A 26,866-nucleotide genomic window follows, 5' to 3' on the forward strand; every position below is an offset into this window, starting at 1 on the left:
GATCGATGAACCAGCGGCCCTTGCTGCCGCTGGTCTCGTGTTGGACCTCAGGCGACAATCGTCGCCTCTGTCGCGGCGCGCAGCTCGTCCTCGGTCACGCCGTCAGCGGTTTCCACGATGCGCAATCCGCCTTCGACGACATCAAGGACGCCAAGGTTCGTGATGATCCGATCGACGACACCGGCACCGGTCAGCGGCAGGGTGCAGGACTTCAACACCTTGGATTCGCCGTGTTTGTTGGCGTGATCCATGACGACCACGACGCGCTGCACCCCGGCGACAAGGTCCATCGCGCCGCCCATGCCCTTGACCAGCTTGCCGGGGATCATCCAGTTCGCAAGGTCACCGTTTTCGGCGACTTCCATCGCGCCCAGGATCGCCATCGCGATCTTGCCGCCCCGGATCATGCCGAAGGACGTGGCGGAATCGAAGAACGCGGTCTGCGGCAGTTCGGTGATCGTCTGCTTGCCCGCGTTGATCAGGTCGGCATCCTCCTCACCCTCGATCGGGAAGGCCCCCATGCCGAGCATCCCGTTTTCGGACTGCAACGTCACCTCGATCCCGTCGGGGATGTAGTTGCTGACCAGCGTCGGGATGCCGATGCCAAGGTTCACATACCAGCCGTCCTGCAATTCCTGCGCGGCGCGAGCGGCCATCTGGTTGCGGTCCCAGCCCTTTTGATCGCCGGCCATCATGCGGACTCCTTCTTGCGGGTCGTGCGTTGTTCAATGCGTTTTTCGTGATCGCCTTGCACGATGCGGTGGACGTAGACACCGGGCAGGTGAATCGCGTCACTGGCCAGACTGCCGGTCGGGACGATTTCCTCGACCTCTGCCACGCAGATGCGGCCGCACATCGCGGCAGGCGGGTTGAAGTTGCGGGCGGTCTTGCGGAACACCAGATTGCCGCTCGGATCGGCCTTCCACGCCTTCACGATGGCAAGGTCGGCCACGATGCCGCGTTCCATGATATAGGTCTCGGACGCGCCGTCGGGGCCGGTCGGGAAATCCTTGTGCTCCTTGCCTTCGGCGATCTGGGTGCCGACTCCAGTCTTAGTGTAGAAGCCGGGGATGCCGCAGCCGCCCGCACGCATCCGTTCGGCCAGCGTGCCCTGCGGATTGAACTCGACCTCAAGCTCGCCCGCCAGATATTGTCGCATGAATTCGGCGTTTTCCCCGACGTAGGAGGAGATCATCTTCTTCACCTGCCGGGTCTGCAACAGGATGCCGATGCCGAAATCGTCCACGCCGGCGTTGTTGGAGGCGAACGTCAGCTCCTTCACGCCGGAATCCCGGATCGCCGACAGCAGCAGTTCCGGTATGCCGCAGAGGCCAAAGCCCCCGGCGGCGATCAGCATGTCGTCATGCAGCAAACCGTCCAGCGCCTCGGCGGCGGAGCCATAGACCTTCTTCATCTCGCACCCTTGGTAAATGAATTACCCAGTGAGCCTGCAAGGCACGCGGGGCAATGTCAATCTGATGCCGCAGCGCGGCGACTATTCGAAGACGTCGCCGTCGTCAGCCGCCGTTTTGGCCTTGGCACCGGCCTTCTTTGGTGCCGCCTTCTTCGCCGCAGGCGTCGTCGCGGCAGGTTTTTTCGCGGCGGTCTTGGCCGCCCCGTTGGTCGCCTTCTTGGCCGCTGCCTTTTTCGGAGCGGCCTTCTTCTTGGCCCCCGGTTTGGGCTTGCCCGCCTTCGCTGCCCGGTCGTCCAGCAGATCGACCGCTTGCGCCAGCGTCAGATCGTCGACGGCGACCGTGTCGGGGATCGTCGCGTTCAGCTTGTCCCATTTCACATAAGGCCCGTATTTGCCGTCATAGACATTGACCGGCCCGCCGGCCTGCGGGTGGTCGCCCAATTCGCGCACCGGTGTGGACGCCTTGCCGCGCGACCCGCGGCTGGCGACCTTTTCGGCCAGCAGTTGCACCGCATGGTTCATCCCCACGGTCCAGACGTCGTCCAGCCCTTCCAGGTTCGCGTTCGTGCCACCCCGGTCCGAAGTCGTCTCGGCGTGTTTCAGATAGGGGCCGTAGCGACCGATGTTGGCCCAGACATTGACCCCGTCCTCGGGATGCGGACCCAGCAGGCGGGGCAGGGACAGCAGGCGAACGGCCTGATCGAGGGTGACCTCCTCCGGCTCCCACGCTGCGGGGACCGACTGGCGGGGCGGTTTCGGATTGTCCTCGGTCGCGGCACCGCGCTGGGCGAAGGGACCGAAACGGCCTTTGAAGATGCGGATCTCGTCGTCCTGATCGACGCCCAGCAGCTTGCCGTCGGGCGGAATGGCCGATTTCTCTGCCTCCGGGTCGGGCGGGCCGAAGGGGCGGGTATAGCGGCATTCGGGATAGTTCGAACAGCCGATGAACGCGCCGCCGGACCGCGCCGTGCGCATCGAAAGCCGCCCCTGACCGCAGTTCGGACAGATGCGGGGATCGGTGCCGTCGCCGGGATCGGGGAACAGGTGCGGTGCCAGCACATCGTTGATCTTGTCCAGCACCTCGCCGATGCGCAAATCGGCCGTCTCGGCGATGGCGGCGGAAAAGTCGCGCCAGAAACGCTCCAGCAGCTTCTTGTAGTCCGCATCTCCGGCGCTGACCTTGTCGAGCTGGTCTTCCAGATCGGCGGTGAAGTCGTATTCGACGTAGCGGTGGAAATAGTTCGACAGGAACGCCGTGACCAGCCGCCCCTTGTCCTGCGGGATCAGGCGGTTCTTGTCCTTTTCGACATAACCGCGATCCTGAATCGTCGTGACGATCGATGCATAGGTCGACGGGCGACCAATGCCGAGCTCTTCCATCCGCTTCACCAGCGTCGCTTCGGTGTAGCGGGGCGGGGGCTGGGTAAAGTGCTGTTCGCTGTCGACGGACTGCTTCTTGGCCGCCTCGCCCTGTTCGATCTGCGGCAGGCGCTTGTCGTCCTCGCCTTCCACGTCGTCGCGGCCTTCCTCATAGACACGCAGGAAACCGTCGAACAACATGACCTGACCGTTGGCACGCAGCATGACCTGCTGGTCCCGCGACCCGACGTCCACCGTGGTCCGTTCCATCCGGGCCGCTTCCATCTGGCTGGCCAGCGTGCGTTTCCAGATCAGGTCATACAACTTGCGCTGGTCGGCGTCGGTGATGCCCGCCTGTTCCACGCTGACCATCATGTCGGTCGGACGGATGCATTCGTGCGCTTCCTGCGCGTTCTTGGCCTTGTTCTTGTACAGGCGCGGCTCTTTCGGGACGTATTTGTCGCCGAACTTCGCCTTGATCGCATCGCGCGCGCCGGTCACGGCCTCGGGTGCCATGTCGATGCCGTCGGTCCGCATATAGGTGATGTGCCCGGCTTCATACAGGCGCTGCGCCACGCTCATGCACTGCTTGGCCCCCATGCCGAACTTGCGGCTCGCCTCCTGTTGCAGGGTCGAGGTCATGAAGGGCGGCGAGGGGTTGCGCGATGCGGCCTTCGCCTCCACGCTTTGGACGGACAGATCGCGGGAGGTGATGGCCTGCACGGCCATTTCGGCCTGCGTGGCATTGGACAGGTCGAACTTGTCGAGTTTCTGGCCGCCCAGCACGGTCAGCCGCGCCTCGTATTCGGCACCGCGCGGATTTTGCAGGATCGCGCGGACGGTCCAGTATTCCTGATTGCGGAACGCTTCGATCTCCATCTCGCGCTCGACGATCAGGCGCAGGCAGACGGATTGGACGCGACCGGCGGATTTGGCGCCCGGCAGCTTGCGCCACAGCACGGGCGACAGGTTGAAGCCGACGAGGTAATCAAGTGCCCGCCGCGCCAGATAGGCGTCGACCAGCGGTTGATCGACTTGACGCGGGTTCTTCATCGCCTCGGTCACGGCGTTTTTGGTGATCGCGTTGAAGACGACGCGGCTGGCGGACTGGATGGTCAGCCCGCGCTTGCCGCTAAGCTCTTCCTGCAGGTGCCACGAGATCGCTTCACCCTCGCGGTCGGGGTCGGTTGCAAGGATCAGATGCGGGTCCGTCTTCAGTGCGTCGACGATGGCCTTGATGTGTTTCTTGCTGTCGCTCGCGACCTCCCAGATCATGGAAAAGTCGTCGTCGGGCAAGACGGAACCGTTCTTGGCGGGCAGGTCGCGGACGTGGCCATACGACGCCAGCACCGTGTAATCATTGCCCAGATACTTGTTGATCGTCTTGGCCTTGGCCGGGGATTCGACAACGACAACGGGCATGAGTAACCTTGCTTTTCATAAGGATCAGTATGGCCGCGCAACATGGTCGGCTTGCCCCTAAGTTGTCAATGGAGCCCGCTTTCGCCAGTGCGAAACCGCATGGCCCATGACAAGTCTTTGTTATTATTTCACAAAATCTTTCGCCATGACAGCGTGCGTCAACAGACTCTTGACAGCAGACCACCTGCCGACCGGGCAATCCGGCCGTCGAGTTCAAGATCGACAAGCGCCGGGGTCACGACAAGGGCGGGGCTGCCGATGTCGCGGATCAGCTGATCCTCGGCCAGAGGCGACACGCCGAGCCGGTCGAGGATGCGGTTGTGAAGTGCCGCCGATTCCTGCAATGTGCGTTGCGGTCGCGGTTGTGCGGCAGGCAGGTTCAGTGGCAATTCCGGTGCCGCGGGCAGGATGCCAAGTGCTTCGATCACGTCGGCGGCGGACCGGACGAGGGTGGCACCGTCCCGGATCAGCATGTTGCAACCGGCCGCACGGGCGTCGAAGGGATGGCCCGGCACCGCCAGCACGTCGCGGTGCGCATCAAGGGCGTTGCGCGCAGTGATCAGGCTGCCGGACTTCGCCGCGGCCTCGACCACCACGACGGCGCGGGACAGGCCGGCGATGATCCGGTTGCGGGCGGGAAAATGCCTTGCCTGCGGCTGCATCCCCATTGCCATCTCTGACAGGCGAAGACCCTGGGCGGCGATCCGATGTGCAAGCTCGGCATTTTCCATCGGGTAGATGACGTCGACCCCGCCCGCCTGCACCGCCACGGTGCCGCCGGGCAGGGCCGCCAGATGCGCAGCGGCGTCCACTCCGCGCGCAAGACCGGACACGACGACAAAGCCGGCTGCCGTCAGGTCCGCCGCCATCGTTTTAGCCATGCGCGTGCCAAGGGATGACGCATTTCGCGCCCCGACCATCGCGACCATCGGCCGCTGCAGCAGGTCCACCTGTCCCAGGGTCCACATCAACGGGGGCGCGTCGGAGAGATCGTCGATGACGCGCGGCCATGCGGGGTCACCCTGCATCAGCAGACGCGCACCGGCAGCCTGACCGGCTTTCAGTTCGGCTGCGACGACGCCTTCGGGACAAACCGTGTAATCCGAAACCCCCGCGGCGGCGGCGATACCCGGCAGCGCGTCGAGGGCCGCCGCGGCAGAGCCGTATTCGGCCAGCAACCGTCGGTAGGTCGCGGGGCCGACCCGGCGGGATCGCAGAAGACGAAGGTGCTGGAACCTGGGGTCATCCTGGGGGGGGATGTGGTGCGTGGTCGGGAGACGTGCCACTTTGATCCAAACCTTCGTCTTGCTGCACCCTCACGTTAGGGTTGCAACGGTTAACGAAAGCTGAATCACATCAGCGCACGTCCCGAATTTCCTTCAGCCAGACCCGCCGACCGTCAGGCCTCCGATCAGCAAGCTGGGCTGGCCGACGCCCACCGGCACCCATTGTCCCGCCTTGCCGCAGTTGCCGATGCCGGGATCGAGTGCCAGGTCATTGCCGATTCCGCGGATCTGCTTCAGGGCAGTCGCCCCGTCGCCGATCAGCGTGGCGCCCTTGATCGGGGCACCGACGACGCCGTTCCGGACGCGGTAGGCTTCGGTGCAGGAAAACACGAACTTGCCGTTGGTGATGTCGACCTGACCGCCACCGAAGCCCACCGCATAGATGCCATCCTTCAGGTCGGCGACAAGCTGTTGCGGAGCAGCATCCCCCGCCAGCATGTAGGTGTTCGTCATGCGCGGCATCGGTGCGTGGGCATAGGACTCGCGCCGCCCGTTGCCGGTCGGCTCGACCCCCATCAGCCGGGCGTTCTGTCGGTCCTGCATGTAGCCGACCAGCACGCCGTCCTCGATCAGCACGTTCCGGGCCGAGGGCGTGCCTTCGTCGTCGATGCTGATCGATCCGCGCCGGTCGGGGATCGTGCCGTCGTCCAGCACCGTCACACCCTTTGCCGCGATCTGCTGGCCCATCAGGCCGGCAAAGGCCGAAGTGCCCTTGCTGTTGAAGTCGCCCTCCAGCCCGTGGCCGATCGCCTCGTGCAGCAGGATGCCGGGCCAGCCGGGGCCGAGGACGACGTCCATCACGCCCGCTGGCGCCGCCTCGGCGTCGAGGTTCACGAGAGCGATGCGCAACGCCTCGCGCGCGACGCCCTGCCAGTGATCCGGCTCGATCAGACCGATCAGCGATGCACGCCCGCCGCCGCCCATGTTGCCGCTTTCGCGCCGCCCGTCGCGTTCGACGATGACGCTGATGTTGATCCGGCTCATCGGGCGGACATCCGTGACCAGCGTGCCTTCTGGTCGCAGGATCGCCACCTCCTGCAGCGACGCGCCAAGCGATGCGCTGACCTGCACGACGCGGCTGTCAAGGTCGCGGCAAAAGGCGTCGATCTGGCGCAGAAGGTCGATCTTGGCCGGAAACGTCGCTTCGGCCACCGGGTCGACGTCGCTGTAAAGCTTCACGTTCGTGCCCTTCGGTCCAGGGGCCAGCGTGCCGCCGCCGTCACCCACGGCCAGCCGCGCGGTGCCGACAGCGCGGCGCAGGGCATGTTCGTCGATGTTGGTCGCATGGGCATAGCCCGCCCGTTCGCCGCGCACGGCCCGCAGCCCGAACCCCTCGGACGCATCATAACTTGCGGTCTTCACGCGGCCATCGTCCAGCACCAGGCTTTCCGACCGGCGGCGTTCGATGAACAATTCTCCATCGTCGGCCCCGGCAGTGGCGTCGCGCAGCAGGCTCAGGGCCGTGTCCCGGTCCAGATGCGTGTCGAACGGGCGGAAGGTATCGTCGGTCATGGCGCGCATCCTTGATGGGGCATCCGAACCAACGGGGTCGCGCAAAGCGTCCCTTTGCCGCAATCGTGGTTCTTGAGTTGTCCTTCAGGATATGGGACATGGCTGCTGGGATACAACGGGATTCCGTGTCGACCTCCTCGCCAGAGGCGCCGCGCAATCGTCACGCCGCAGGTCCAGACACCTGCGCCGGATCAAAAGGGAAAGACATGCGAGTGAGCAATTTCGCCAAGACTGCCTGGGCCACGATGGGTCTGATTCTTGCCGGTGCTGCGGCCCGTGCGCAGGACGTGGACGTGGAACTGCCGGTCATCGGCGCACCGCATGACGGCGGCATCGGCTTTCAGCCGGCGGTGACCAGCATCGCGCGTGACGTGCATTGGCTCGACGGCATGCTGCTTGTCATCATCACGGCGATCACGCTGCTCGTCACCGGCCTGATGATCTGGGTCGCGATCAAGTACAACCACAAGTCAAACAAGACCCCCGCCGGCTTTACCCACAACAGCCCGCTCGAAATCGCGTGGACCGTCGTGCCGATCGCGATTCTCGTGTTCATCGGGGCCTTCTCGCTGCCCGTGCTGTTCAACCAGCAGGAAATCCCCGAAGGCGACATCAACATCAAGGTCACCGGCTATCAGTGGTACTGGGGCTATGAATACGTGGATGAAGGTGTCGCGTTCGAATCCTTCATGCTCGCCCCGGAAGAGCTGGCGGATTACGGCTACACCGAAGACCTTTACAAGCTGGCGACGGATCAGGCCGTCATCATCCCGGTCGGTGCAACCGTCGTGATGACCGTGACCGGCGCGGACGTCATCCACTCCTGGACGATCCCTGCCTTCGGCGTGAAGCAGGACGCGGTGCCGGGACGTCTGGCGCAACTGTGGTTCAACGCTGATCGGGAAGGCGTCTACTTTGGCCAGTGTTCAGAACTGTGCGGCAAGGACCATGCCTACATGCCGATCACCGTCAAGGTCGTGAGCCAGGAGGTCTATGACGCCTGGCTGGTCGAGGCGCAGGCCCAGAACGGCGTCTGACGCCAGGACGCCCATTGCAATGATTTCTGGGCGATCCGGCAGGTAGTCGGGTCGCGCACATCCATTCCGAGTTGCCGAAGGTGCCGAACATGTCCGACATGAGCCTGCACGAGACAGTTCCCGACACGCCATACGAGGCGCAGATGGGCGATTATTTCGCCCTGCTGAAGCCGCGCGTGATGTCGCTGGTCGTGTTCACGGCGCTGGTCGGACTGTTGGTGGCACCGGTGCCGGTGCATCCCTTCATCGGCTTCGTGGCGATCCTGTGCATCGCGGTGGGGGCCGGGGCCTCTGGCGCGCTGAACATGTGGTGGGACGCCGATATCGACGCCCGCATGCGCCGCACGGCGAAACGCCCGATCCCCGATGGTCGCGTCCAGCCGGGCGAGGCACTGGGCCTGGGGCTGGCGCTGTCAGGCTTTTCCATCGTGCTGCTGGGACTGGCGACGAACTGGGTCGCGACGGCGCTGCTGGCCTTCACGATCTTCTTCTACGCTGTGGTCTATTCGATGTGGCTGAAGCGCGCGACGCCGCAGAACATCGTGATCGGCGGCGCTGCCGGTGCCTTTCCCCCGATGATCGGCTGGGCCGTGGCCACGGGCGGTGTCAGCATCGAATCGGTGCTGATGTTCGGCCTGATCTTCATGTGGACGCCGCCGCACTTCTGGGCGCTCGCGCTGTTCGTCAAGACCGACTATGGCGACGCCGGTGTGCCGATGCTGACGGAGACGCATGGTCGCCGCGTCACGCGCAACCACGTGCTGGCCTATTGCGTGCCGCTGGTGGCCGTTGCGCTGGGCCTCGGCTTCACCTCGATCGGCGGGCCGGTCTATCTGGCCGTCGCCGTGGTGTTCAACGCCTGGTTCCTGAAAGGCTGCTACGACATCTGGCGGCGCGACGAAGCGCAGGCCGAAGCGGACAAATACAAGGTCGAGATCAAGACCTTCAAGGTGTCGCTCTACTACCTTTTCGCGCATTTCGGTGCCCTCCTGATCGAGGCCGCCCTGCGCGCCAATCACATCGGAGGCCTTTGAATGGCAATCCAGGTCGAGCATGAAATCCACGCGCGCCGTCGCAGCCGCAACGTCGGCGTCGGCCTGCTGCTGCTGGCCTTCATTGGCATCGTCTTCGGTCTGACGGTCGTGAAGGTGCTGCAACTGGGCGACCTGCGCAGCTTCGAGACGTTCGATCACGTCGTGCGTCCGCAGCTTCTGCCGGAAAACCAAGAAACCGCTGCACCAGAGGGGACGAACTGATGCTGTTTCCCCGACTGACAGGCCCGAACCGCACGGTGGCCCAGACCGTCGGCGTCGTCGTGGTGATGGCCGGCCTCGCCTTTGCCTCGGTGCCGTTCTATTCCTGGTTCTGCCGGGTGACCGGCTTTTCCGGTTATACAAACGTGGTCGAGGCTGAATCCGACCTCATCCTCGATCAGACGATCAAGGTGCGCTTTGACGCGTCCATCGACCGCGACATGCCCTGGACGTTCAAGCCTGTGCAGCGCGAGATGACGCTGCGCATCGGTGAAACCGGGCTCGCGTTCTTCGAGGCGCACAACCCGACGGATCGCCCCGTCGCGGGGCAGGCAGCCTATAACGTGACCCCCTACGAGGCCGGAGCCTTCTTCGACAAGATCGAATGTTTCTGCTTTACAGAGCAGGTTCTGCAACCGGGAGAAACGGTGCAGATGCCCGTGAGCTTCTTTGTGGACCCCGCCATCGTGAACGACCGCGACGCGAAATATGCCCATACGATCACGCTTGGTTATACATTCTACGAGATTGATCTGCCCGAGGGCTTCGAACAGGCGGCAGTGGATGCGAATCTTTTGACAAGCGACCCCGCCACCGCCATAGACACCAACTAACGACCGCGACCAGCAGCACGGGAAAAGACAGCATGGCCCACGAAAAGAACCACGATTTCCACATCCTCGCACCGTCGATCTGGCCGTTGGCCGGTTCTCTGGGGGCCTTCATCATGCTGTTCGGCGGCACGTTGTGGATGCACGACCACGGGCCCTGGGCCTTCCTCGTCGGTCTGGCGCTGGTGCTTTACACGATGTTCGCCTGGTGGTCCGAAGTCGTCCACGAAAGCAACGTCGGCGATCACACCCCTGTCGTCCGCATCGGCCTGCGCTATGGCTTCATCATGTTCATCATGTCCGAAGTCATGTTCTTCGCCGCCTGGTTCTGGTCCTTCTTCAAGCATGCCATGTATCCGATGGGCCCGAACTATCCGGCCGTCGACGGCGTCTGGCCGCCCGTCGGGATCGAGACGTTCGATCCTTGGCACCTGCCGCTGATCAACACCCTGATCCTGCTCTGCTCGGGTGCTGCCGCGACATGGGCCCACCACGCGCTGGTGCATGAAAACAACCGTCAGGACATGAAGTGGGGCCTGATGCTGGCGGTCGCACTGGGTGCGCTGTTCACGGTGTTCCAGGCCTACGAATACTCTCACGCGGCCTTTGGCCTTGCCGGCAACATCTATGGCGCGAACTTCTTCATGGCGACGGGCTTTCACGGCTTCCACGTCATCATCGGCACGATCTTCCTGCTGGTCTGCCTGGGCCGCGTCTACGCCGGTCACTTCACCCCCGAAAAGCACGTCGGGTTCGAGGCGGCGGCCTGGTACTGGCACTTCGTCGATGTGGTGTGGCTGTTCCTGTTCGCGTCGATCTACATCTGGGGCGCCTGATCCATCACGACAGCGTCCCACCAAGAGGCGACCCTGTGGGGTCGCCTCTTGCATGACGGCAGACCTTCACCCTTCGCATCAAACGCGCTAAGGCAGGCCGGTCCGACCTTGGGGTTTCCAGAAGCCATGTTGCGCAAGATCTTCTTTCCCCTGCTGCTGGGCATCGTGGGCTGCGGCGTGCTGGTGGCACTTGGGGTCTGGCAGGTGCAGCGTCTGGCGTGGAAGTCTGCAATTCTGGATCAGATCAGCGCCACCATCGTGGCCCCGCCCGTGACGTTGCCCGCCGACGCCGACCCGGTCGCCGACGAATACCTGCCTGTCACCGTATCGGGCCAGATCACCGGGCAACCGCTGTCGGTCCTTGTCAGCACCGCCGAGAACGGTGCTGGCTATCGGACCATCACCGGTTTTCGCACCGACGATGGCGGCGACATCGTGGCCGACCTCGGGTTTCTCAGCCTCGATGACAGGGGGGCCGCCTTGCCCGTGGGACCTGTCACGCTGACCGGAAACCTGCTTTGGCCGGATGAGGTCGACGACTGGACGCCTGAACCGGACGCGGCGACCGGCATCTGGTTTGCCCGCGACCTGCCCGCCATGGCCGCCGCGCTGAATGCGGAACCGGTGCTGGTCGTCGCGCGCCAGATCGATCCGGCTGGACCGACGCAGCCGATGCCCGTGGGGGTCGATGGCATCCCCAACGACCACCTCGGCTACGCCATCACCTGGTTCATGCTGGCCATCGGCTGGGCCCTGATGACGGGCCTTCTGATCCATCGCACGACCCGAAAGGACGCCTGACATGCGCTATATCTCGACACGTGGACAGGCCCCGGTCCTGTCGTTCGAGGACACGATGCTGACCGGCCTCGCCCGCGACGGCGGTCTTTATGTGCCCGAAAGCATCCCGATGCTCAGCGCGGAACAGATCGCCGCGATGGCGGGACAAAGCTACGAGGACGTGGCCTTTACCGTCATGCGCCCGTTCATCGGTGACACGTTCACCGATGAACAGTTTCGTGACCTTATCGCCCGCGCCTACGCAGGTTTCGGCCACGCGGCCCGCGCGCCGCTGGTGCAAATGGCACCGAACCACTTCCTGCTGGAACTGTTCCACGGACCGACGCTGGCGTTCAAGGACTTCGCCATGCAACTGATCGGGCAGATGTTTCAGGCGGCACTTGCACGGTCCGGCAACCGCGTCACTATCGTCGGTGCGACCTCGGGCGATACGGGCTCTGCCGCGATCGAGGCGTTTCGCGGGCTGGACGCCGTCGACGTCTTCATCCTTTATCCGCACGGCCGCGTCAGCGAGGTGCAACGCCGCCAGATGACCACGCCGACAGAAGCGAACGTCCACGCCATTGCCGTCGACGGCGATTTCGACGATTGCCAGGCGCTGGTGAAGGACATGTTCAACGACTTCGCCTTCCGCGAGGATGTGCGCCTTGCCGGCGTGAACTCGATCAACTGGGGCCGCGTGTTGGCGCAGGTGGTCTACTATTTCACCGCTGCCGTGTCGCTGGGTGCGCCGCACCGGACTGTCAGCTTTACCGCGCCGACCGGCAACTTCGGCGACATCTTTGCGGGCTACATCGCAAAGCAGATGGGCCTGCCGATCGACCAGCTGATCGTCGCCACGAACACCAACGACATCCTGCACCGCACGCTGGACACCGGAGCCTATACCAAGGGGTCCGTCACGCCGACGATCAGCCCGTCGATGGACATTCAGGTGTCCTCCAACTTCGAGCGGGCCTTGTTCTATGCCTACGGACAGGACGGCGCGGCGGTCGCCAGCCAGATGGACGACCTCAGGACAGGTGGGTTCACGATCAGCCAGGGGGCGATCGACGCGCTGCGCGACACCTATGCGTCTGGCCGCGTGTCGGAACAGGAAACCTCGGACACCATCGCCCGCTATCGCCAAGAACACGGAGAGCTGCTGTGTCCGCATACGGCCGTCGGTGCGTGCGTGGGGGAAAAGCATCTTGGGGCCGTCCCGATGGTCACGCTGGCGACCGCGCATCCGGCGAAGTTCCCGGCGGCGGTGGAACGGGCGACCGGCATCCACCCCCCCTTGCCCCCGCGCATGGCGGACCTGTATGACCGCCCGGAACGGATTACCCGCGCGGCCTGTGACCTTGCGGCGATCCAGACCATCATCAGGGACCGGATCACGTCTTGACCATTGAACTCCACACGCTGTCCAACGGCTTTCGCATCGTCACCGAACACATGCCCGGGCTGGCCAGCGCTTCCGTCGGCATCTGGGTGAACGCAGGTGGCCGCCACGAGGCCGAGGCCCAGAACGGCATCGCGCATTTCCTCGAACACATGGCATTCAAGGGCACCGCGACCCGCACGTCGCTGCAGATCGCCGAGGAAATCGAGGATGTGGGCGGCTATATCAACGCCTATACCAGCCGCGAAGCGACCGCCTATTACGCGCGCGTCCTGGAATCGGATGTCGGGTTGGGGCTGGACGTGATCGCCGACATCCTGCTGAACCCGCTGTTCGAGGACCACGAGATCGAGACCGAGCGGGGCGTGATCTTGCAAGAGATCGGGCAGGCGCTCGACACGCCCGACGACATCATCTTCGACTGGCTGCAAGAGGTGGCCTACCCCGACCAGCCCATCGGCCGCACGATCCTGGGGCCGGAGGAGCGGGTCGAGAGATTCACCCGCGACGACCTGACCGGGTTCGTCGGCACGCATTACGGGCCGAACCAGATGATCCTTGCCGCCGCCGGTGCTGTCGATCACGACGCACTTATGGCGCAGGCCGAAGTGCTGTTCGGCCATCTGCCCGCCCGTCCGCGCGATGGCTTGATTGCACCGGCGACGTTCGTCGGCGGCGAGCGGCGCGAGATCAAGACGCTGGAGCAGGTGCATTTCGCACTGGCTTTCGAGGGACCGGACTACCGCGATCCCGCGATCTACACCGCGCAGATCTATGCCACGGCGATGGGCGGCGGCATGTCGTCCCGCCTGTTTCAGGAAATCCGCGAGAAGCGGGGGCTGTGCTATACCATCTTTGCGCAGGCCGGTGCCTACGAGGATACCGGCCTGACCACGATCTACGCCGGCACCAGCGCCGAAGAGATCGAAGAGCTTGCCAACATCACCATGGACGAGATGAAACGCGCCGCTGACGACATGACGGCGGCCGAGGTCGCCCGCGCCCGCGCCCAGATGAAGGCAGGGTTGCTGATGGGTCTTGAAAGCCCGTCCAACCGGGCGGAACGGCTGGCGCGTCTGCTGGCAATCTGGGATCGCATCCCGACTGTCGCCGAGACGGTGGCAAGCATCGATGCGGTCACGACCGGTGATGTGCGTGACTTTGCCGCGCGCACGGCGCAGGCGGGTGCCGCACTGACGCTTTATGGCCCGGCGGATGCGGCCCCCTCTCTTGCGGCGCTGCGTGCGCGTCTGGCTGCCTGATGCTGGGACGGGCGCGGCGGTTGCGGCTGGAAACGGACCGTATGACCCTGCGCCTGCCGATGCACGCGGATTACCGCGCCTGGTGCGCGATCCGGCAGGACAGCCGCGATTTCCTGCAACCCTGGGAGCCGACCTGGGCCTCTGACCATTTCAGCCGCAAGTCGTTCACGAACCGGGTCTACTGGTCGCAGCGCGCGGTGCAGCAAGGCAGCGCCGTGCCGTTGTTCCTGATCCGGCGCGAGGATGCGTCCCTGTTGGGCGCGATCACGCTGGACAACATCCGCCGCGGCCCGGCGCAGGCCGGCACCACAGGCTATTGGATCGGACAGCCTTTCGCCCGGCAGGGCTACATGCGCGAGGCGATCAAGGCGCTGGTGCATTACGCCTTCCACTCCCTCGACCTGAGCCGGATCGAGGCAGGCTGCCTGCCCGAGAACGCACCGTCGCGCAAGTTGCTGGAAAACTGCGGCTACAAGTATGAGGGCGTGGCACAAAGCTACCTTCAGATCGACGGGCGTTGGCGCAACCATGTGCTGTACGCCAACCTGCGCAGTGACCGGCGCGGCCGCACGGACGTCGGATAGGCGCGCCTTCACCGATGTGATCGGCCGGCGCTTGACGCCGCTGCCCATTGGCAGGAGTTGTGCGCCATGCGGTGGCTTTTGATCCTTGTTTTTCTGACCGGTTGCAGCCCGGCCCTGTTGCGGACCGACGGCGGGCAAGAGCCGCTGGTTTATGACCCCGCCGCCGTCGCTGCGGCGGACAAGGTCGCGATCTTCATCCCCGGTGCGCTGTCGTCGATCCAGGTGTTCGAGGGATCGCAGAACTGGCGCGAGGCAGGATATGCCCGCGCATTCTATCGCTATCCCGGCCTTGACGGCCTGCCTGTCGATCACCGTCTGGACCCCGCCACGGCGGCGCGGGAGGTCGCCGAATTTGCCAACGGGCTGGGCGACAAGCAGGTGGTGCTGGTCGGCTATTCCACAGGTGCGCTGATCGCACTCGAGGCGGCGCCGCAGATCCACCCCGTGCACCGGGTCCGCGTTGCCGCGATGTCACCGGCTGTCGAAAATGGGGGCGGTGCGCGCACGATCCTGCGCGGCGCGGGCGATGTGGTGCGGGCCGTGACGGCGACCCGGTCATTGTCCAAGCGCAAGGTCTGGCCGCGCTTCTGGGCGGGCCTGCTGTTCGGCCCCGACGCGCTGGACGACCCGACGCCGTCGGACGAGCTGCGCACGGCCATCGTCGAAGGTGCGAAGATCAACACACCACTGGATACAGAGATCGCGCTGGCCCATGTGCTGGCGCTGCCGGGGTGGCGATTGCCGGACGACTTCGACCTGGCAGGCATCCCCGTGGCGTTCTTCATCGGTCTGAACGATCCGGTCTTCTCGACACGGCAGACGACCGATTTCTCGCGACAGATCGGAGGGGTCCCGATCCTGGGCTATCCGGGGCAGGGCCATCTGCTGTTCTTTACCCGGCCAGACGTCTTTGCCGACATGCTGGATTTCGCAGAAGGCCGCCCGCCGCGCCTGCGCTGACGCGGCCCTTTGCGCTGGACACCGGCGCCGCCGGCCTTACGCTTGGGGCGAACGACAGGAGCACCCATGCTGACCCCGGCCACCCCCGACACCCTTGCCGAGCTGAAAGAGACCCTGCCACCGGACAGCTTTCGCACCGATACCGCGCCTTATCTGACAGAGCCGCGCGGCCGCTGGGCGGGGGCGGGGATGGTCGTGGCACCGCGCGATGTGGATCAGGTGGCCCGGATCCTGCGCCATTGCAACGACCGGCGCATCGGTGTCGTGCCCTACGGCGGGGGGACGGGGCTGGTCGGCGGCCAGGTGATGGGGCAGGGGCCTGCACCGCTGGTCCTGTCGTTGGAACGGATGACAGCCATCCGCGCGACCTATCCCAGCGAATCCGTTTTGGTGGCCGAGGCGGGCGCGATCCTCGCCGACGTCCAGAAAGCGGCGCAGGACATCGGACGGCTCTTTCCTCTCTCGCTGGCGTCGGAAGGGTCCGCGCGGATCGGGGGGCTGCTGTCGACGAACGCGGGCGGCGTGAACGTACTGCGCTATGGCAATGCGCGCGCGCAATGTCTGGGGCTGGAGGTCGTGCGCCCGGACGGCACGATCTGGCACGGGCTGACTCGCCTGCGCAAGGACAACACCGGCTACGATCTGCGCGACCTGATGATCGGGGCGGAAGGGACGCTGGGCATCATCACCGCAGCCGCCCTGCGCCTCGCGCCGCAGCCCACGGGAGTCGGGGCCGCGATGCTGGCAGTGCCTTCGCCTGCCGCGGCATTGGACCTGCTGGCGCTGGCGCAGGACCGTCTGGGCGACGGCATTTCCGCGTTCGAGATCATCGGCCGCCAAGGCCTCGATTTTCTGACCGAGGTCGGACCGGCGTTCAAGGCACCGTTTGCCGACACTCCGGACTGGATGGTCCTGATCGACATCGGCCTGCCCACCGGCCTTGCCCCGGACGCCGCACTTGAGGCGCTGTTCGAGGTGGCGCTGGCGCGTGAACTGGTCACGGACGGCGTCATCGCCCGGTCGTTGGCCGACCGCGATGCCCTGTGGCACATCAGGGAGTCCATCCCCGAGGCAAACCGCCGGATCGGGTCGGTGTCGTCGCACGACATCTCTGTTCCGCTCAGCCAGGTGCCGGATTTCATCGTCGAAGGCGGCAAGCGTCTGTCGAGGATCGGGGATTTTCGCATCAACTGCTTTGGCCATCTGGGTGACGGCAACCTGCATTACAACGTCTTTCCGCTGCGCGGACAGTCCCGCGCCAACCACGAGGACAAGCGCGCGGCGGTCAAGACCTGCGTACATGACCTGACGCATGAGATGGCCGGATCGGTCAGCGCGGAACATGGCGTCGGGCGGCTGAAGGTGGGCGATCTGGAACGCTACGGCGACCCGGTCAAGCTTGCGATGATGCGTGCGATCAAGATTGCGCTTGATCCGCATGGCATCATGAATCCGGGTGCGGTCCTGAAGGGCTTAACCAATGATTAGGGCTTACGACGCATAAAGGCCCCAGGACGGTTGGTGAACGCTGGTCGTCCTCCCGGGTCAGAAGACCTCTTGCTGCGGCCCTCGAAGGGGTCTTGCCGGAAAATCCGGCGCAGCGGTCCGAGGCTCCTGTAGCGGCGGCGTCGACCTGAAAGGTCGCGCTGCCGCAGCCGGGACCTGAAAGGTCGCGCTGCCGCAGCCGGGGACCTGACAGGTCGCGCGATTTGTGCTTCCCGTGGGTTCAGTGACCGTCGTAAGCGCAAAGGGAGTGAACATCCATGCCAAGCCCTTCCAGCTTGGCCCGACCGCCCAGTTCCGGCAGGTCGATGATGAAGGCACAGCCGACCACCTGCGCACCCAGCCGCTCGATCAGCTTTATCCCGGCCTCGGCGGTGCCGCCGGTTGCCAGCAGATCGTCCACCAGCAGCACGCGCTCGCCGGCCCCCAGCGCGTCGTCGTGGATTTCCACCACGGCCTCGCCGTATTCCAGCGTGTAGGACTGTTCGATACATTTCGCGGGCAGCTTGCCTTTCTTGCGGATCGGCACGAAGCCGACCGACAGCTGGTGCGCGATGGCACCGCCCAGAATGAAACCCCGCGCCTCGAGCCCGACGACCCGGTCGATGGGTTGCCCGGCATAGGGGTGCAACAACTGGTCGATCGCCATTCGGAACCCGCGCGGATCGGCGAACAGGGTCGTCACGTCGCGGAACATGATCCCTTCGTGCGGAAAGTCGGGGATCGTGCGGATGTAGTCCTGAACGGTTTTCATGTCGGGTCCTTTGGGGTCAGCACGCGGCCCGCGACCGCGTCGAGTTTCGCCACCAGCGCGGGGTCGCGCCGGTCGGGGGATGTCATGACGGCATGGGACAGCGCGGTGCCACAGCCCCCGGCGCAGGCCTGCGGCAAGCGTGACGCGAGCGCCATGACCATGTCGCGCGCCTTGTTGCCATTGCCCTGCAGTGTGCGGATCACGTCGGCCACGTCGACCGCCCCGTGATCCGGATGCCAGCTGTCGTAGTCGGTGATCATCGCGACCGAGGCATAGTGCAGCTCGGCCTCGCGCGCCAGTTTCGCCTCTGGCATGTTGGTCATGCCGATCACGTCGCACCCCCACGCGCGATACATCAGGCTCTCGGCGCGGGACGAGAACTGCGGCCCCTCCATCGCGAGGTAGGTGCCGCCGTCGTGCGTGGTAATGCCGACCGACCGCGCGGCGGCGACGCAGGCGGCGGACAGGTCCGGACAGACCGGGTGAGCCACGCTGACATGGGCGACGCAGCCGGTGCCGAAGAACGATTTTTCCCGCGCAAAGGTGCGGTCGATGAACTGGTCCACGACGACGAAATCGCCGGGGGCCATGTCATCCCTGAACGATCCGCAGGCGCTGATGCTGACAAGATGCGTGACGCCAAGACGCTTCATCACGTCGATGTTGGCGCGGTAGGGGACAGTGGTGGGGCTGTGGATATGTCCGCGCCCGTGGCGTGGCAGAAAGGCCAGCGGCACGCCGTCCAGTGTGCCAGTCAGCACATCGTCTGACGCCTGACCCCAAGGACTGTCAACGGTTTGCCACGCGGCCTCCGCCAGTCCGGGGATGTCATAAAGGCCAGAGCCGCCGATGATGCCAAATCGTCCCATGCGGGGCCTTTCGGATTGCACCATCGCTTTGTGGCCGCTGCCGCCGGGCCATGCAACCGGTGACTGAGGGAAAGCGGTGACATTCGGTCCTGCTGTCGCCGGGGCATCACGCAAGATCAAGATTGGCGTCGATCCCACGCGACCCGGTTTGCGACCTCCGATCTGCCTGCAAATTAGGCGAATGACGGAAAGTGCGGCGAACGGGACCGAATCCGACTGGTCAAAGTGAAGTCGCCGTCCAATAATCCCGTGAGTTTATGAAAATCAACGGGGACCGCCAACCATGTTTTACCGCTCGTTTGCCGCTGCCGCATTGCTGGCCACGTCTGCCCAGGCGCAGACCGATCTGCCTTTTGCGCTGGACTGGAAATTCGAAGGACCTGCCGCACCCTACTTTGCAGCCATCGACAACGGACACTTCTCGGACGCGGGCCTGAACGTCACGATCGAGGCGGGGAACGGATCGCTCGACGCGATCCCGAAGGTTGCGACGGGCGCGTATCCGGTCGGCTTTGCCGACATCAACAGCCTGATCAAGTTCCTTGACCAGAACCCCGGCGCGCCGGTGATCGCGGCAATGATGGTCTATGACAAGCCGCCGTTTGCCGTCATAGGGCGCACGTCGCTGGGCATCAGCGATCCGAAGTCGCTGGAAGGCAAGGTTCTGGGTGCGCCGCCGCCCGATGGGGCCTGGGCGCAGTTTCCCATCTTTGCGGCTGAAAACGGCCTCGACATGGCAGCGATCACCGTCGAGCCGGTCGGTTTTCCGACGCGCGAACCGATGCTGGCCGAAGGCAACGTTGCTGCGATCACCGGCTTTTCGTTCACGTCCACCCTGAACGCCGAACGTCTTGGCGTGCCCGCGGATGACCTCGTGACCATGCTCATGGCCGACTACGGCGTCGACCTCTATGGCAATGCGGTCATTGTGAACACCGACTTTGCCGCCGCCAACCCCGAGGTGATTACGTCCTTCCTGGCCGCCGTGGCGGAGGGCTGGAAGGACGCCATAGCCGACCCGGCTGCCGTCATGCCGATGCTGATGGAACGCAACCCCGCAGCGGACGCCGAACTGGAACAGCGCCGGCTGGAACTGTCGATCCGCGACAACGTCGACACCGACTGGGTCAAGGCCAACGGCTTTGGCGTCATCGACGACGCGCGCATGGCCAGTAGTCTGGACCAAATCGCCACGACATATGAATTCACGACGCCGCCCGACGCCGCGTTGTATTTCACCGATGCCTACCTGCCCGAAGGCGGCTTCAAGCTGGCAGAATAGGCGTGAGCAACCTCATCGACATCAAGGGGGTGCGGCACGCCTACCGCACCGCTTCCGGTCCGTTGCCGGTGCTGGACGGCCTTGAACTGAGCGTGCCGGAAGGCGGCTTCGTCGCCGTTGTCGGGCCGTCCGGTTGCGGCAAGTCCACGTTGACCCGACTTGTGGCGGGGTTGCTGATCCCGGACGCCGGCACGGTCGAGGTGCACGGTTCACGCATCACCGGCCCGCGCAGCAACGTCGGCATGGCGTTCCAGAACCCCGTGCTGCTGGAATGGCGCACGATCCTGCAGAACGTCATGCTGCCGCTGGAAATCGTGCCAAGCAAGCTGACGAAAGCACAGGGCGAGGCGCGCGCGCGCAAGTTGCTGGCGCTGGTGGGACTGGAGGGGTTCGAGGGCAAGCGCCCCTCGGAGCTGTCGGGCGGGATGAAGCAGCGGGCGTCGCTGTGCCGCGCGCTGATCCACCAGCCCGAGGTGCTGATCCTGGACGAACCTTTCGGCGCGCTGGACGCCTTTACCCGCGAAGACCTGTGGCAGACGATGCACAGGGTCAAGGCAGAAGAGCCGTTCACCGGCGTGCTGATCACCCACGATCTGCGCGAATCGATCTTTCTGGCCGATCAGGTCGTTGTGCTGTCGGGGCGGCCCGCGCGGACGCAATTCGTCATGGATGTCCCGAACACCGGCCTGCGGACGCTGGACGACCTTTATACCTCCATCGCCGCCGAACGACTAAACATCCTGCGTCATCAAATCGAAGTGGCCCAAGGCCGGGTCGCCGCATGAAGGCGCGTCAGATCTTCGTCCCGCTAGCCGCCGTCGCGATCTTTCTGCTGCTGTGGGAGGCGCTGGTCTGGGTCATGGGATGGCCGAACTACAAGATGGCCAGCCCGTCCGACTTGATCCCCGCCTATGAGAAATACTGGAATCTGTTACTTGTCATGGGCTGGCAGACCCTGTGGCGGACCATCGTGGGTCTTGTTCTGGCAGTGGTCTTTGGCACGGCCCTGGGCATGGTCATGGGCTTTTCGCGCACGATGCGCGATGCGCTGTATCCCCTGCTGGTCGGCTTCAACGCTGTCCCAAAGGCGACCGTCGTGCCGATCGTGGCGCTGATGTTCGTCGGCTGGCACGATTTCAACACGGTGCTGATCGCCTTCATCATCAGCTTCTTTCCTATCGCGGTATCAGTCAGCATCGGCCTGTCCACGCTGGAACCGGAATACCGCGACATTTTGCGCAGCCTTGGTGCATCGCAATCGACCATCTTCTGGAAGATCGCGCTGCCCAAGACCCTGCCGGAATTCTTCGGCGCGCTGAAGGTGTCCGTCACGCTCGCCTTCATCGGAACCAACCTGATGGAGATCGTCTCGCCACACGGGCGCGGCCTTGGCGCGCTGTTCGATTCGGGCAAGACCAATTCGGACTACCCGCTGATGTTCGCGGTTCTGATCGCCTTGGCGTTCCTTGGCATCGTCTTGTATTATATCGTCGTGGCATTGGAAAAGATCTTTGCCGGCTGGGCCGACCGGACCGTCTAGGCTTCTCCCGGACGGGTCAGGCTGAACACTTCGGTCACCGTGGCAAAATCGCGGTAGCCAAGGCGCGACACCGGGTTGAACCGCAGCACGTCGAAAATGCCGGCGTGGATGCAGTCGTCGGACAGGCGGATGCCAGTCACCTCGCCCAGCACCATGAAATTGTGGTCACCCTCCAGGGTCACGATCTGGGTCATGCGACATTCCAGCGTGGCCGGGCTGGCGGCAACGAAGCCGCAGTCGATGGTCTCGCACTGCGCTTTCTCAAGCCCGGTCAGGTCGAACTCGTCGGTCTCCTTCCCCCACGGGCCGGAGCTTTGGTTCATCGCGTCGCGCAGGGCGTGGCTGACGACGTTGACCGCAAAAACGCCCGTCTCGCGGATGTTGGACACGGAGTCCTTGGTGCCGTCGCGGTCGGGCTTGGCCCCGGTCGAGGCGAACATGACCTGCGGCGGGAAATAACTGACCGCGTTGAAGAATGAATAGGGGGCAAGGTTGTCGGACCCGTCCGCACCCCGCGACGAAATCCAGCCGATCGGGCGAGGCGTCACGATGGCGTTGAACGGGTTGTGGGGCAGGCCGTGGCCGGCCCCCGTCTTGCGGTCTGGGCGATAGAACATGGTCGCGATCCCTTTTATCCGGTCGGGCCAACAGCTAGCGTGCGGCGACGGGCCGGACCAGAGAGAAGACGCGCACAGCATGGATATCACGACCGCACGGGAAAAGCCCGATGACTGGTGGGAGGTCGAGGCGCTGTACGATACCTGTTTCGCCCCCGGTCGCACCGCACTGTCGTCCTACCGCCTGCGCGACGGCGTCGATCCGATCGAACAGCTTTGCATCGTGGCGCGCGACGGTCAGGGGCAGGTGGCCGGCGCGATCCGCAACTGGCCGGTGCGGGTCGGCGATGCGCAGGTGATCCTGCTGGGCCCCGTGGCGGTCCACCCCACCCATCAGGGTGAAGGCATCGCCGCACTATTGATCTGGCGCTGTCTGGAGGTCGCGGCCAAGGGCGGCTGGCCGCGCATCATGCTTGTGGGTGACGCGCCCTACTACAGCCGCTTCGGGTTCGAAAAGCTGGAGGGCGTCATCATGCCGCCGCCGACAAACCCGGACCGGGTGCTGGGCATCGCCCTGCGCAAGGGCGGTTGGGACGGGGTCACGGGGCACGTCACGCGCGCTCACGATTGAAATGCACGCCGTCCTGCATATGTTCAAGCAAAGCAGCCACGCAGGTTCTCGATGAAGACGCACACCGCCGACGCCACCGATCCGGCTCCGCTGTCGGACGCCGACCGTGCCCGCATCGCCGCATTGGCCGACCGACAGCGTCGTGCGAACGGTCTGCTGATGCGGGCCATCAATTTCGTCGGCACGCAGGTCGAGGATACGCTGAAGCTGCTGCCCAAGGGTGCGCGGGCGCAGATCGATACGGCCGCACGATCCGCCCTGACGCAAAGTTACGAGGTCGCGTCGCGGTCCCGCGAGGGCGCGTGGGGGCAGGCCGTCAACACCGACCGCATGCACAAAGTCATGGCGACCCTGTCGGGTGCCATCGGCGGTTTCGGAGGTCTGCCCACGGCGCTGGCCGAATTGCCGGTGGCCACGACGATGATCTTTCGCGCGGTGCAGGGGGTCGCGGCGCAATACGGCGAAGACCCGCTTGACCCCGAAACGCGGCTACAGGCCTTGGCGGTCTTTGGTGCTGGCGGCGACAGCAGGGACGGTGTGGACACCTCGTTCCTTGGTGCGCGGCTTGGGCTGTCGGGGGCTGCGGTGCACGGCCTGATCGCCCGCGTGGCTCCTCGTTTTGCGACTGTGCTGACGCAAAAGCTGGCGACGCAGGCCGTGCCGATCCTGGGTGCCGCTGCCGGCGCGGGCACGAATTATGCTTTCACCCAGTATTACGTCGAGATGGCGCATGTCCATTTCGGCCTGCGCCAACTGGCCCGCACACATGGCGAAGATGCGGTCCTCGACATCTTTCACGCGGCCTTGGTCAACCGTCAGGTCACCGCGCGCGACGCCTGATGGTTGGCGACCAGCCAGGCGTTTATCATTTCCCGGATGTCCTGTTCGCCGGATGCCAGCGCATCCGTCACCGCCTGGCCCGCAGCCAGTAGATCAACCTGTCGCAGCAGGTGCTTGACTGGCCCGACTGAGGCAGGACGCATCGACAGGCTGCGGAATCCGATGGCCGACAGGACCAATGCCTCCAGCGGACGGCCCGCATCCTCGCCGCAAAACGACACCGGCGTGCCGACCGCGTCGCAGCGTCGCACGACCATCTGCAGGAACGCCAGAAAGCTGCCGTTCAGCGTGTCGTAACGACGGCGCACCAACTCGTTTTCCCGGTCGGCGGCATAGAAGAACTGCTTGAGGTCGTTGCCGCCCACGGAAATGAAATCGACCTCTCGAAAGAAAGCTTCCGGCGCGTAGGCGAGCGATGGCGTTTCCAGCATCGCGCCGACCTCCAGCGTTGATGGCAGCGGGTTGCCCAGCTTCGTCTCGCGGGCGATGACCTTGTCGAGTTCTGCCCGCGCGGCGTGAAATTCGCCGTGCAGCGTGATGAACGGGAACATGACCGCCAGCGGCCCGCCGTTCGCCGCCCGGATCAGCGCCTGCAACTGCATCCGCAGGATGCCCGGCTTGTCGAGGCCCACGCGGATCGCGCGCCAGCCCATCGCCGGGTTCGGTTCGTCGTTCGCCTTCATGTAGGGCAGGACCTTGTCGGACCCGATGTCCAGCGTGCGGAACGCCACGCGCTTGCCATGTGCGGCCCCCATCACGCGCGCATAGAGTGCGGACAATTCCTGTCGCTTGGGCATCTGGCTGCGGATGAGGAACTGCAACTCCGTCCGGAACAGCCCCACTCCTTCCGCGCCCGAAGACGGAAGCGACGGCAGGTCGGCCATCAGACCGGCGTTCATGTGCAGCGCCACCGTCGTGCCGCAGATCCCCGTCGCCGGAAGCTCGCGCAGGCTGGCATAGCGTTCCTGCGCCCGCGTCTGCATCGCCAGCTTGTCGCCGAAGGCCGCCTTGACGCTGTCATCGGGACGCAGGTGAACGACGCCCTGTTCGCCGTCGACAAGGATCGCGTCGCCATTCAGCGCCTCGGTCGTGATCCCCTTGGCGTTGATGACCAGCGGAATAGCCCAGGCCCGCGCGACGATGGTGGCATGTGACCCGACCGAGCCTTCTTCCAGCACGATGCCGCGCAGGGCCTTGCCGTAATCCAGCAATTCGCCCGGTCCGATGTTCTTGGCGATCAGGATCGGGTTCTCTGGCATTTCCGCGCCGGTGTTCTTGCCCTGGCCGGTCAGGATCCGCAGCAGGCGATTGGACAGATCGTCCAGGTCGTGCAGCCGCTCGCGCATGTAGGCGTCCTCGGCCTGCCCCAGACGACTGCGCGCCAGCGATTGTTCCTTCTCGACCGCCGCCTCGGCCGACAGGCCGTTGATGACGTCCGCTTCCATCCGGCGCATCCAGCTGCGCGAATTTGCGAACATGCGGTAGGCCTCGAAGACCTCGACCTGATCCGGTGTCATCGCCCGGCTGCCGCTGAGCAGATCGTCCACGGTCACGCGCAGGGTTTCCACGGCACCGCGCAGACGGTCGAGTTCCTTGTCCGGATCGTCGGAAATCGGGTTCGTCACCACAACACGCGGCTCATGCAGATAGACGTTGCCGGCGCTCGCACCCTCCTGGGCGATCGTGCCGCGGAACATGACCGGCTGCTGGTGACGGGCCGAGAGCGCGGCCCCTTCACCGACGAAAGCGCCCAGTTCCGTCATCTCGGCCAGAACCATCGCCACCACTTCGAGTGCATAGACCTCGTCCGGCGTGAATTCCCGGGCGTCCTTGGACTGAACGACCAGCACGCCAAGCGCGTCGCCCAACCGCTGGATCGGCACGCCGCAGAACGAGGAATAGCGCTCTTCTCCGGTCTCGGGCATGTAGCGAAAACCGTGGGTGGCTGGCGCATCCGCGGCATTGACGACGCGGCGGGTGCGGGCGACCCGGCCCACCAGACCCTCACCCAGCCGCATTCGCGTCTTGTGAACGGATTCGGCCTGCAAGCCTTCGGTCGCGCACAGCTCCAGTGTGTCGGCGTCGCGGAACAGGTAGATCGAGCAAACTTCGGTTTGCATGGACGATGCGATCAGCTCGACGATCCGGTCCAGTCGTTCCTGACCGGCCGAATCCTCTGCCAGAGCCCGACGCAACCGACCCAGCAGCTTGCGGCTTTCTGTTTCGATCCTGTCGCTCATGTATCCCCCGCCACGTCCTTCTTCTCCTTTAGGGTGTTTTACCCTGGAAGGGGAGTGCGAATGCGCGACCGTCCTTCCGCGCGCCCTGCGCCTTGGCAGGAATTCGTAATTCTGCGTGCCTGTTAGCTGGATATTTACGCCACCTGTCGCAGTAAGAGGCTACACGCCACCTTCAAGGAATATCGCCATGCTCTGCCGCTTCTTCGTCTTGCTTGGGCTCATCGCATTCACCGGCGCGGCCCACGCCGCAAATTGGGGATATGACGGGGCGCACGGTCCCGATCACTGGGCAGAGTTGTCCGGCGACAACGCCATCTGCGCATCGGGACGCTTTCAGTCGCCGTTCAATATCGTACCCGACATCGAAGCCGACATGGCGGCGCTCGACATTCATTATGGCAGTCGTCCGGTCGAGGTGACGAACAACGGGCATACCCTCGTGACGGCCGGTGGCCCGGAGGATCATGTCGGGATCGGTGGCGTGGACTGGAAACTGCTGCAATTCCACTTTCACACGCCAAGCGAATACATGATCGACGGCCAATCCTTTCCGATGGAGGTGCATTTCGTCCATCAGGCCGCCGATGGTCGCCTGGCGGTCATCGGTGCCATGATCGCGGAAGGACCGGCCAATCCCGCGATCGCGGAGCTTTGGAACGTGGCACCCTACGATCACGACGTCACCAACGGCGGTGCGGCACTGATCTCCTTGCGCGACCTGTTGCCCGATAATCAAGAATACATGCGGTTCATGGGGTCGCTCACGACGTCGCCCTGCACCGAAGGGATTAACTGGCACATGCTGATGACCCCGATCACCGCTTCCGCCGAGCAGATCGCGGCGTTCCGGTCAGTCTTTCCCAACAACGCCCGCCCGATCCAGCCCCGCAACGGCCGGCTGGTCGTGGCTGAGCACTAGAGGTCGGCTG

Annotated in this window: 26 protein-coding genes; 17 read left to right on the forward strand and 9 right to left on the reverse strand. The window is 64.6% G+C overall.

All coding sequences use genetic code 11. The features are described 5' to 3' along the window. Positions 1-47: 47 nt before the first annotated feature. The 5 genes from ACOI1H_RS11110 to tldD all read right to left on the reverse strand — a co-directional run bounded on the left by ACOI1H_RS11110 (position 48) and on the right by tldD (position 6,993). A complete protein-coding gene (locus ACOI1H_RS11110) occupies positions 48-692 on the reverse strand; it encodes a 3-oxoacid CoA-transferase subunit B (RefSeq protein ID WP_422437524.1) in 645 nt (214 codons plus the stop codon). Next, a complete protein-coding gene (locus tag ACOI1H_RS11115) occupies positions 692-1,414 on the reverse strand; it encodes a CoA transferase subunit A (protein WP_422437455.1) in 723 nt (240 codons plus the stop codon). The genes ACOI1H_RS11110 and ACOI1H_RS11115 overlap by 1 nt, the downstream gene beginning before the upstream one ends. 81 nt (positions 1,415-1,495) lie before the next feature. Further along, the gene (gene topA, locus ACOI1H_RS11120; protein ID WP_422437456.1) at positions 1,496-4,195 is read right to left on the reverse strand and encodes a type I DNA topoisomerase; all 2,700 of its coding nucleotides are present in this window, start codon (positions 4,193-4,195) and stop codon (positions 1,496-1,498) included. A gap of 158 nt (positions 4,196-4,353) precedes the next feature. Then, on the reverse strand, positions 4,354-5,481 hold the full coding sequence (gene dprA / locus ACOI1H_RS11125; RefSeq protein ID WP_422437458.1) for a DNA-processing protein DprA: 1,128 nt from the start codon (positions 5,479-5,481) through the stop codon (positions 4,354-4,356). A gap of 93 nt (positions 5,482-5,574) precedes the next feature. Next, entirely contained in the window at positions 5,575-6,993 is a 1,419-nt protein-coding gene (tldD, locus tag ACOI1H_RS11130) for a metalloprotease TldD (protein WP_422437459.1), read from the reverse strand. A gap of 206 nt (positions 6,994-7,199) precedes the next feature. Here tldD and coxB point away from each other — a divergent pair, with 206 nt between their 5' ends. From coxB to ACOI1H_RS11185, 11 genes are all read left to right on the forward strand, one after another. Beyond that, complete coding sequence (coxB, locus tag ACOI1H_RS11135) at positions 7,200-8,030, forward strand: cytochrome c oxidase subunit II (protein WP_422437461.1); 831 nt, start codon at positions 7,200-7,202, stop codon at positions 8,028-8,030. 89 nt (positions 8,031-8,119) lie between these two features. Continuing rightward, positions 8,120-9,064 carry a heme o synthase gene (gene cyoE / locus ACOI1H_RS11140; protein ID WP_422437463.1) on the forward strand — a complete coding sequence of 315 codons (945 nt, stop codon included), beginning with the start codon at positions 8,120-8,122 and terminating at the stop codon, positions 9,062-9,064. Next, positions 9,065-9,286, forward strand: coding sequence for a hypothetical protein (locus tag ACOI1H_RS11145; RefSeq protein WP_422437464.1), 222 nt, complete (start codon positions 9,065-9,067; stop codon positions 9,284-9,286). Further along, a complete protein-coding gene (locus ACOI1H_RS11150; protein WP_422437466.1) occupies positions 9,286-9,897 on the forward strand; it encodes a cytochrome c oxidase assembly protein in 612 nt (203 codons plus the stop codon). Before ACOI1H_RS11145 ends, ACOI1H_RS11150 begins: the two co-directional genes overlap by 1 nt. Positions 9,898-9,929: 32 nt before the next feature. Continuing rightward, a complete protein-coding gene (locus ACOI1H_RS11155) occupies positions 9,930-10,730 on the forward strand; it encodes a cytochrome c oxidase subunit 3 (protein WP_422437468.1) in 801 nt (266 codons plus the stop codon). Between the two features lie 126 nt (positions 10,731-10,856). Next, positions 10,857-11,531: an SURF1 family protein gene (locus tag ACOI1H_RS11160; protein WP_422437470.1), complete on the forward strand. Its 675-nt coding sequence runs from the start codon at positions 10,857-10,859 to the stop codon at positions 11,529-11,531. Between the two features lies 1 nt (position 11,532). After that, positions 11,533-12,918 carry a threonine synthase gene (gene thrC, locus ACOI1H_RS11165; RefSeq protein ID WP_422437472.1) on the forward strand — a complete coding sequence of 462 codons (1,386 nt, stop codon included), beginning with the start codon at positions 11,533-11,535 and terminating at the stop codon, positions 12,916-12,918. Beyond that, positions 12,915-14,177, forward strand: coding sequence for a M16 family metallopeptidase (locus tag ACOI1H_RS11170; RefSeq protein ID WP_422437474.1), 1,263 nt, complete (start codon positions 12,915-12,917; stop codon positions 14,175-14,177). The genes thrC and ACOI1H_RS11170 overlap by 4 nt, the downstream gene beginning before the upstream one ends. After that, complete coding sequence (locus ACOI1H_RS11175; protein WP_422437475.1) at positions 14,177-14,761, forward strand: GNAT family N-acetyltransferase; 585 nt, start codon at positions 14,177-14,179, stop codon at positions 14,759-14,761. The genes ACOI1H_RS11170 and ACOI1H_RS11175 overlap by 1 nt, the downstream gene beginning before the upstream one ends. A gap of 66 nt (positions 14,762-14,827) precedes the next feature. Further along, positions 14,828-15,721: an alpha/beta fold hydrolase gene (locus tag ACOI1H_RS11180; protein ID WP_422437476.1), complete on the forward strand. Its 894-nt coding sequence runs from the start codon at positions 14,828-14,830 to the stop codon at positions 15,719-15,721. A gap of 66 nt (positions 15,722-15,787) precedes the next feature. Further along, positions 15,788-17,209: an FAD-binding oxidoreductase gene (locus ACOI1H_RS11185; RefSeq protein WP_422437477.1), complete on the forward strand. Its 1,422-nt coding sequence runs from the start codon at positions 15,788-15,790 to the stop codon at positions 17,207-17,209. Positions 17,210-17,447: 238 nt separating this feature from the next. Here ACOI1H_RS11185 and ACOI1H_RS11190 read toward each other — a convergent pair whose 3' ends face one another. Both ACOI1H_RS11190 and ACOI1H_RS11195 read right to left on the reverse strand, forming a co-directional pair. Beyond that, a complete protein-coding gene (locus tag ACOI1H_RS11190) occupies positions 17,448-17,978 on the reverse strand; it encodes an adenine phosphoribosyltransferase (RefSeq protein ID WP_422437479.1) in 531 nt (176 codons plus the stop codon). Beyond that, positions 17,975-18,847 (reverse strand): S-methyl-5'-thioadenosine phosphorylase, encoded by an 873-nt coding sequence (locus ACOI1H_RS11195; RefSeq protein ID WP_422437481.1) that lies wholly within the window; start codon positions 18,845-18,847, stop codon positions 17,975-17,977. The genes ACOI1H_RS11190 and ACOI1H_RS11195 overlap by 4 nt, the downstream gene beginning before the upstream one ends. Positions 18,848-19,130: 283 nt before the next feature. Here ACOI1H_RS11195 and ACOI1H_RS11200 point away from each other — a divergent pair, with 283 nt between their 5' ends. The 3 genes from ACOI1H_RS11200 to ACOI1H_RS11210 are packed head-to-tail and all read left to right on the forward strand — an operon-like array spanning position 19,131 to position 21,669. After that, complete coding sequence (locus tag ACOI1H_RS11200) at positions 19,131-20,129, forward strand: ABC transporter substrate-binding protein (RefSeq protein WP_422437482.1); 999 nt, start codon at positions 19,131-19,133, stop codon at positions 20,127-20,129. A gap of 2 nt (positions 20,130-20,131) precedes the next feature. After that, positions 20,132-20,914 carry an ABC transporter ATP-binding protein gene (locus tag ACOI1H_RS11205; RefSeq protein ID WP_422437484.1) on the forward strand — a complete coding sequence of 261 codons (783 nt, stop codon included), beginning with the start codon at positions 20,132-20,134 and terminating at the stop codon, positions 20,912-20,914. Then, a complete protein-coding gene (locus ACOI1H_RS11210) occupies positions 20,911-21,669 on the forward strand; it encodes an ABC transporter permease (protein ID WP_422437485.1) in 759 nt (252 codons plus the stop codon). Before ACOI1H_RS11205 ends, ACOI1H_RS11210 begins: the two co-directional genes overlap by 4 nt. Here ACOI1H_RS11210 and ACOI1H_RS11215 read toward each other — a convergent pair. Further along, positions 21,666-22,286: a flavin reductase family protein gene (locus tag ACOI1H_RS11215; protein ID WP_422437487.1), complete on the reverse strand. Its 621-nt coding sequence runs from the start codon at positions 22,284-22,286 to the stop codon at positions 21,666-21,668. The genes ACOI1H_RS11210 and ACOI1H_RS11215 overlap by 4 nt on opposite strands. 79 nt (positions 22,287-22,365) lie before the next feature. Here ACOI1H_RS11215 and ACOI1H_RS11220 point away from each other — a divergent pair, with 79 nt between their 5' ends. After that, entirely contained in the window at positions 22,366-22,857 is a 492-nt protein-coding gene (locus tag ACOI1H_RS11220) for a GNAT family N-acetyltransferase (RefSeq protein ID WP_422437489.1), read from the forward strand. A 51-nt stretch (positions 22,858-22,908) separates the two neighbouring features. Continuing rightward, positions 22,909-23,697: an EcsC family protein gene (locus ACOI1H_RS11225; protein ID WP_422437491.1), complete on the forward strand. Its 789-nt coding sequence runs from the start codon at positions 22,909-22,911 to the stop codon at positions 23,695-23,697. On the opposite strand, the gene ptsP is transcribed toward ACOI1H_RS11225, so the two are convergent. Continuing rightward, positions 23,673-25,937, reverse strand: coding sequence for a phosphoenolpyruvate--protein phosphotransferase (ptsP, locus tag ACOI1H_RS11230; RefSeq protein ID WP_422437493.1), 2,265 nt, complete (start codon positions 25,935-25,937; stop codon positions 23,673-23,675). The two genes, ACOI1H_RS11225 and ptsP, sit on opposite strands and share 25 nt — an antisense overlap. Positions 25,938-26,124: 187 nt before the next feature. On the opposite strand from ptsP, the gene ACOI1H_RS11235 reads away from it, so the two are divergent. Beyond that, on the forward strand, positions 26,125-26,856 hold the full coding sequence (locus tag ACOI1H_RS11235) for a carbonic anhydrase (RefSeq protein ID WP_422437495.1): 732 nt from the start codon (positions 26,125-26,127) through the stop codon (positions 26,854-26,856). Positions 26,857-26,866: the final 10 nt, after the last annotated feature.

The sequence above is a fragment of the Loktanella sp. DJP18 genome, from assembly GCF_049310965.1.
In the GTDB taxonomy this organism is placed as follows: Bacteria; Pseudomonadota; Alphaproteobacteria; order Rhodobacterales; family Rhodobacteraceae; genus Loktanella.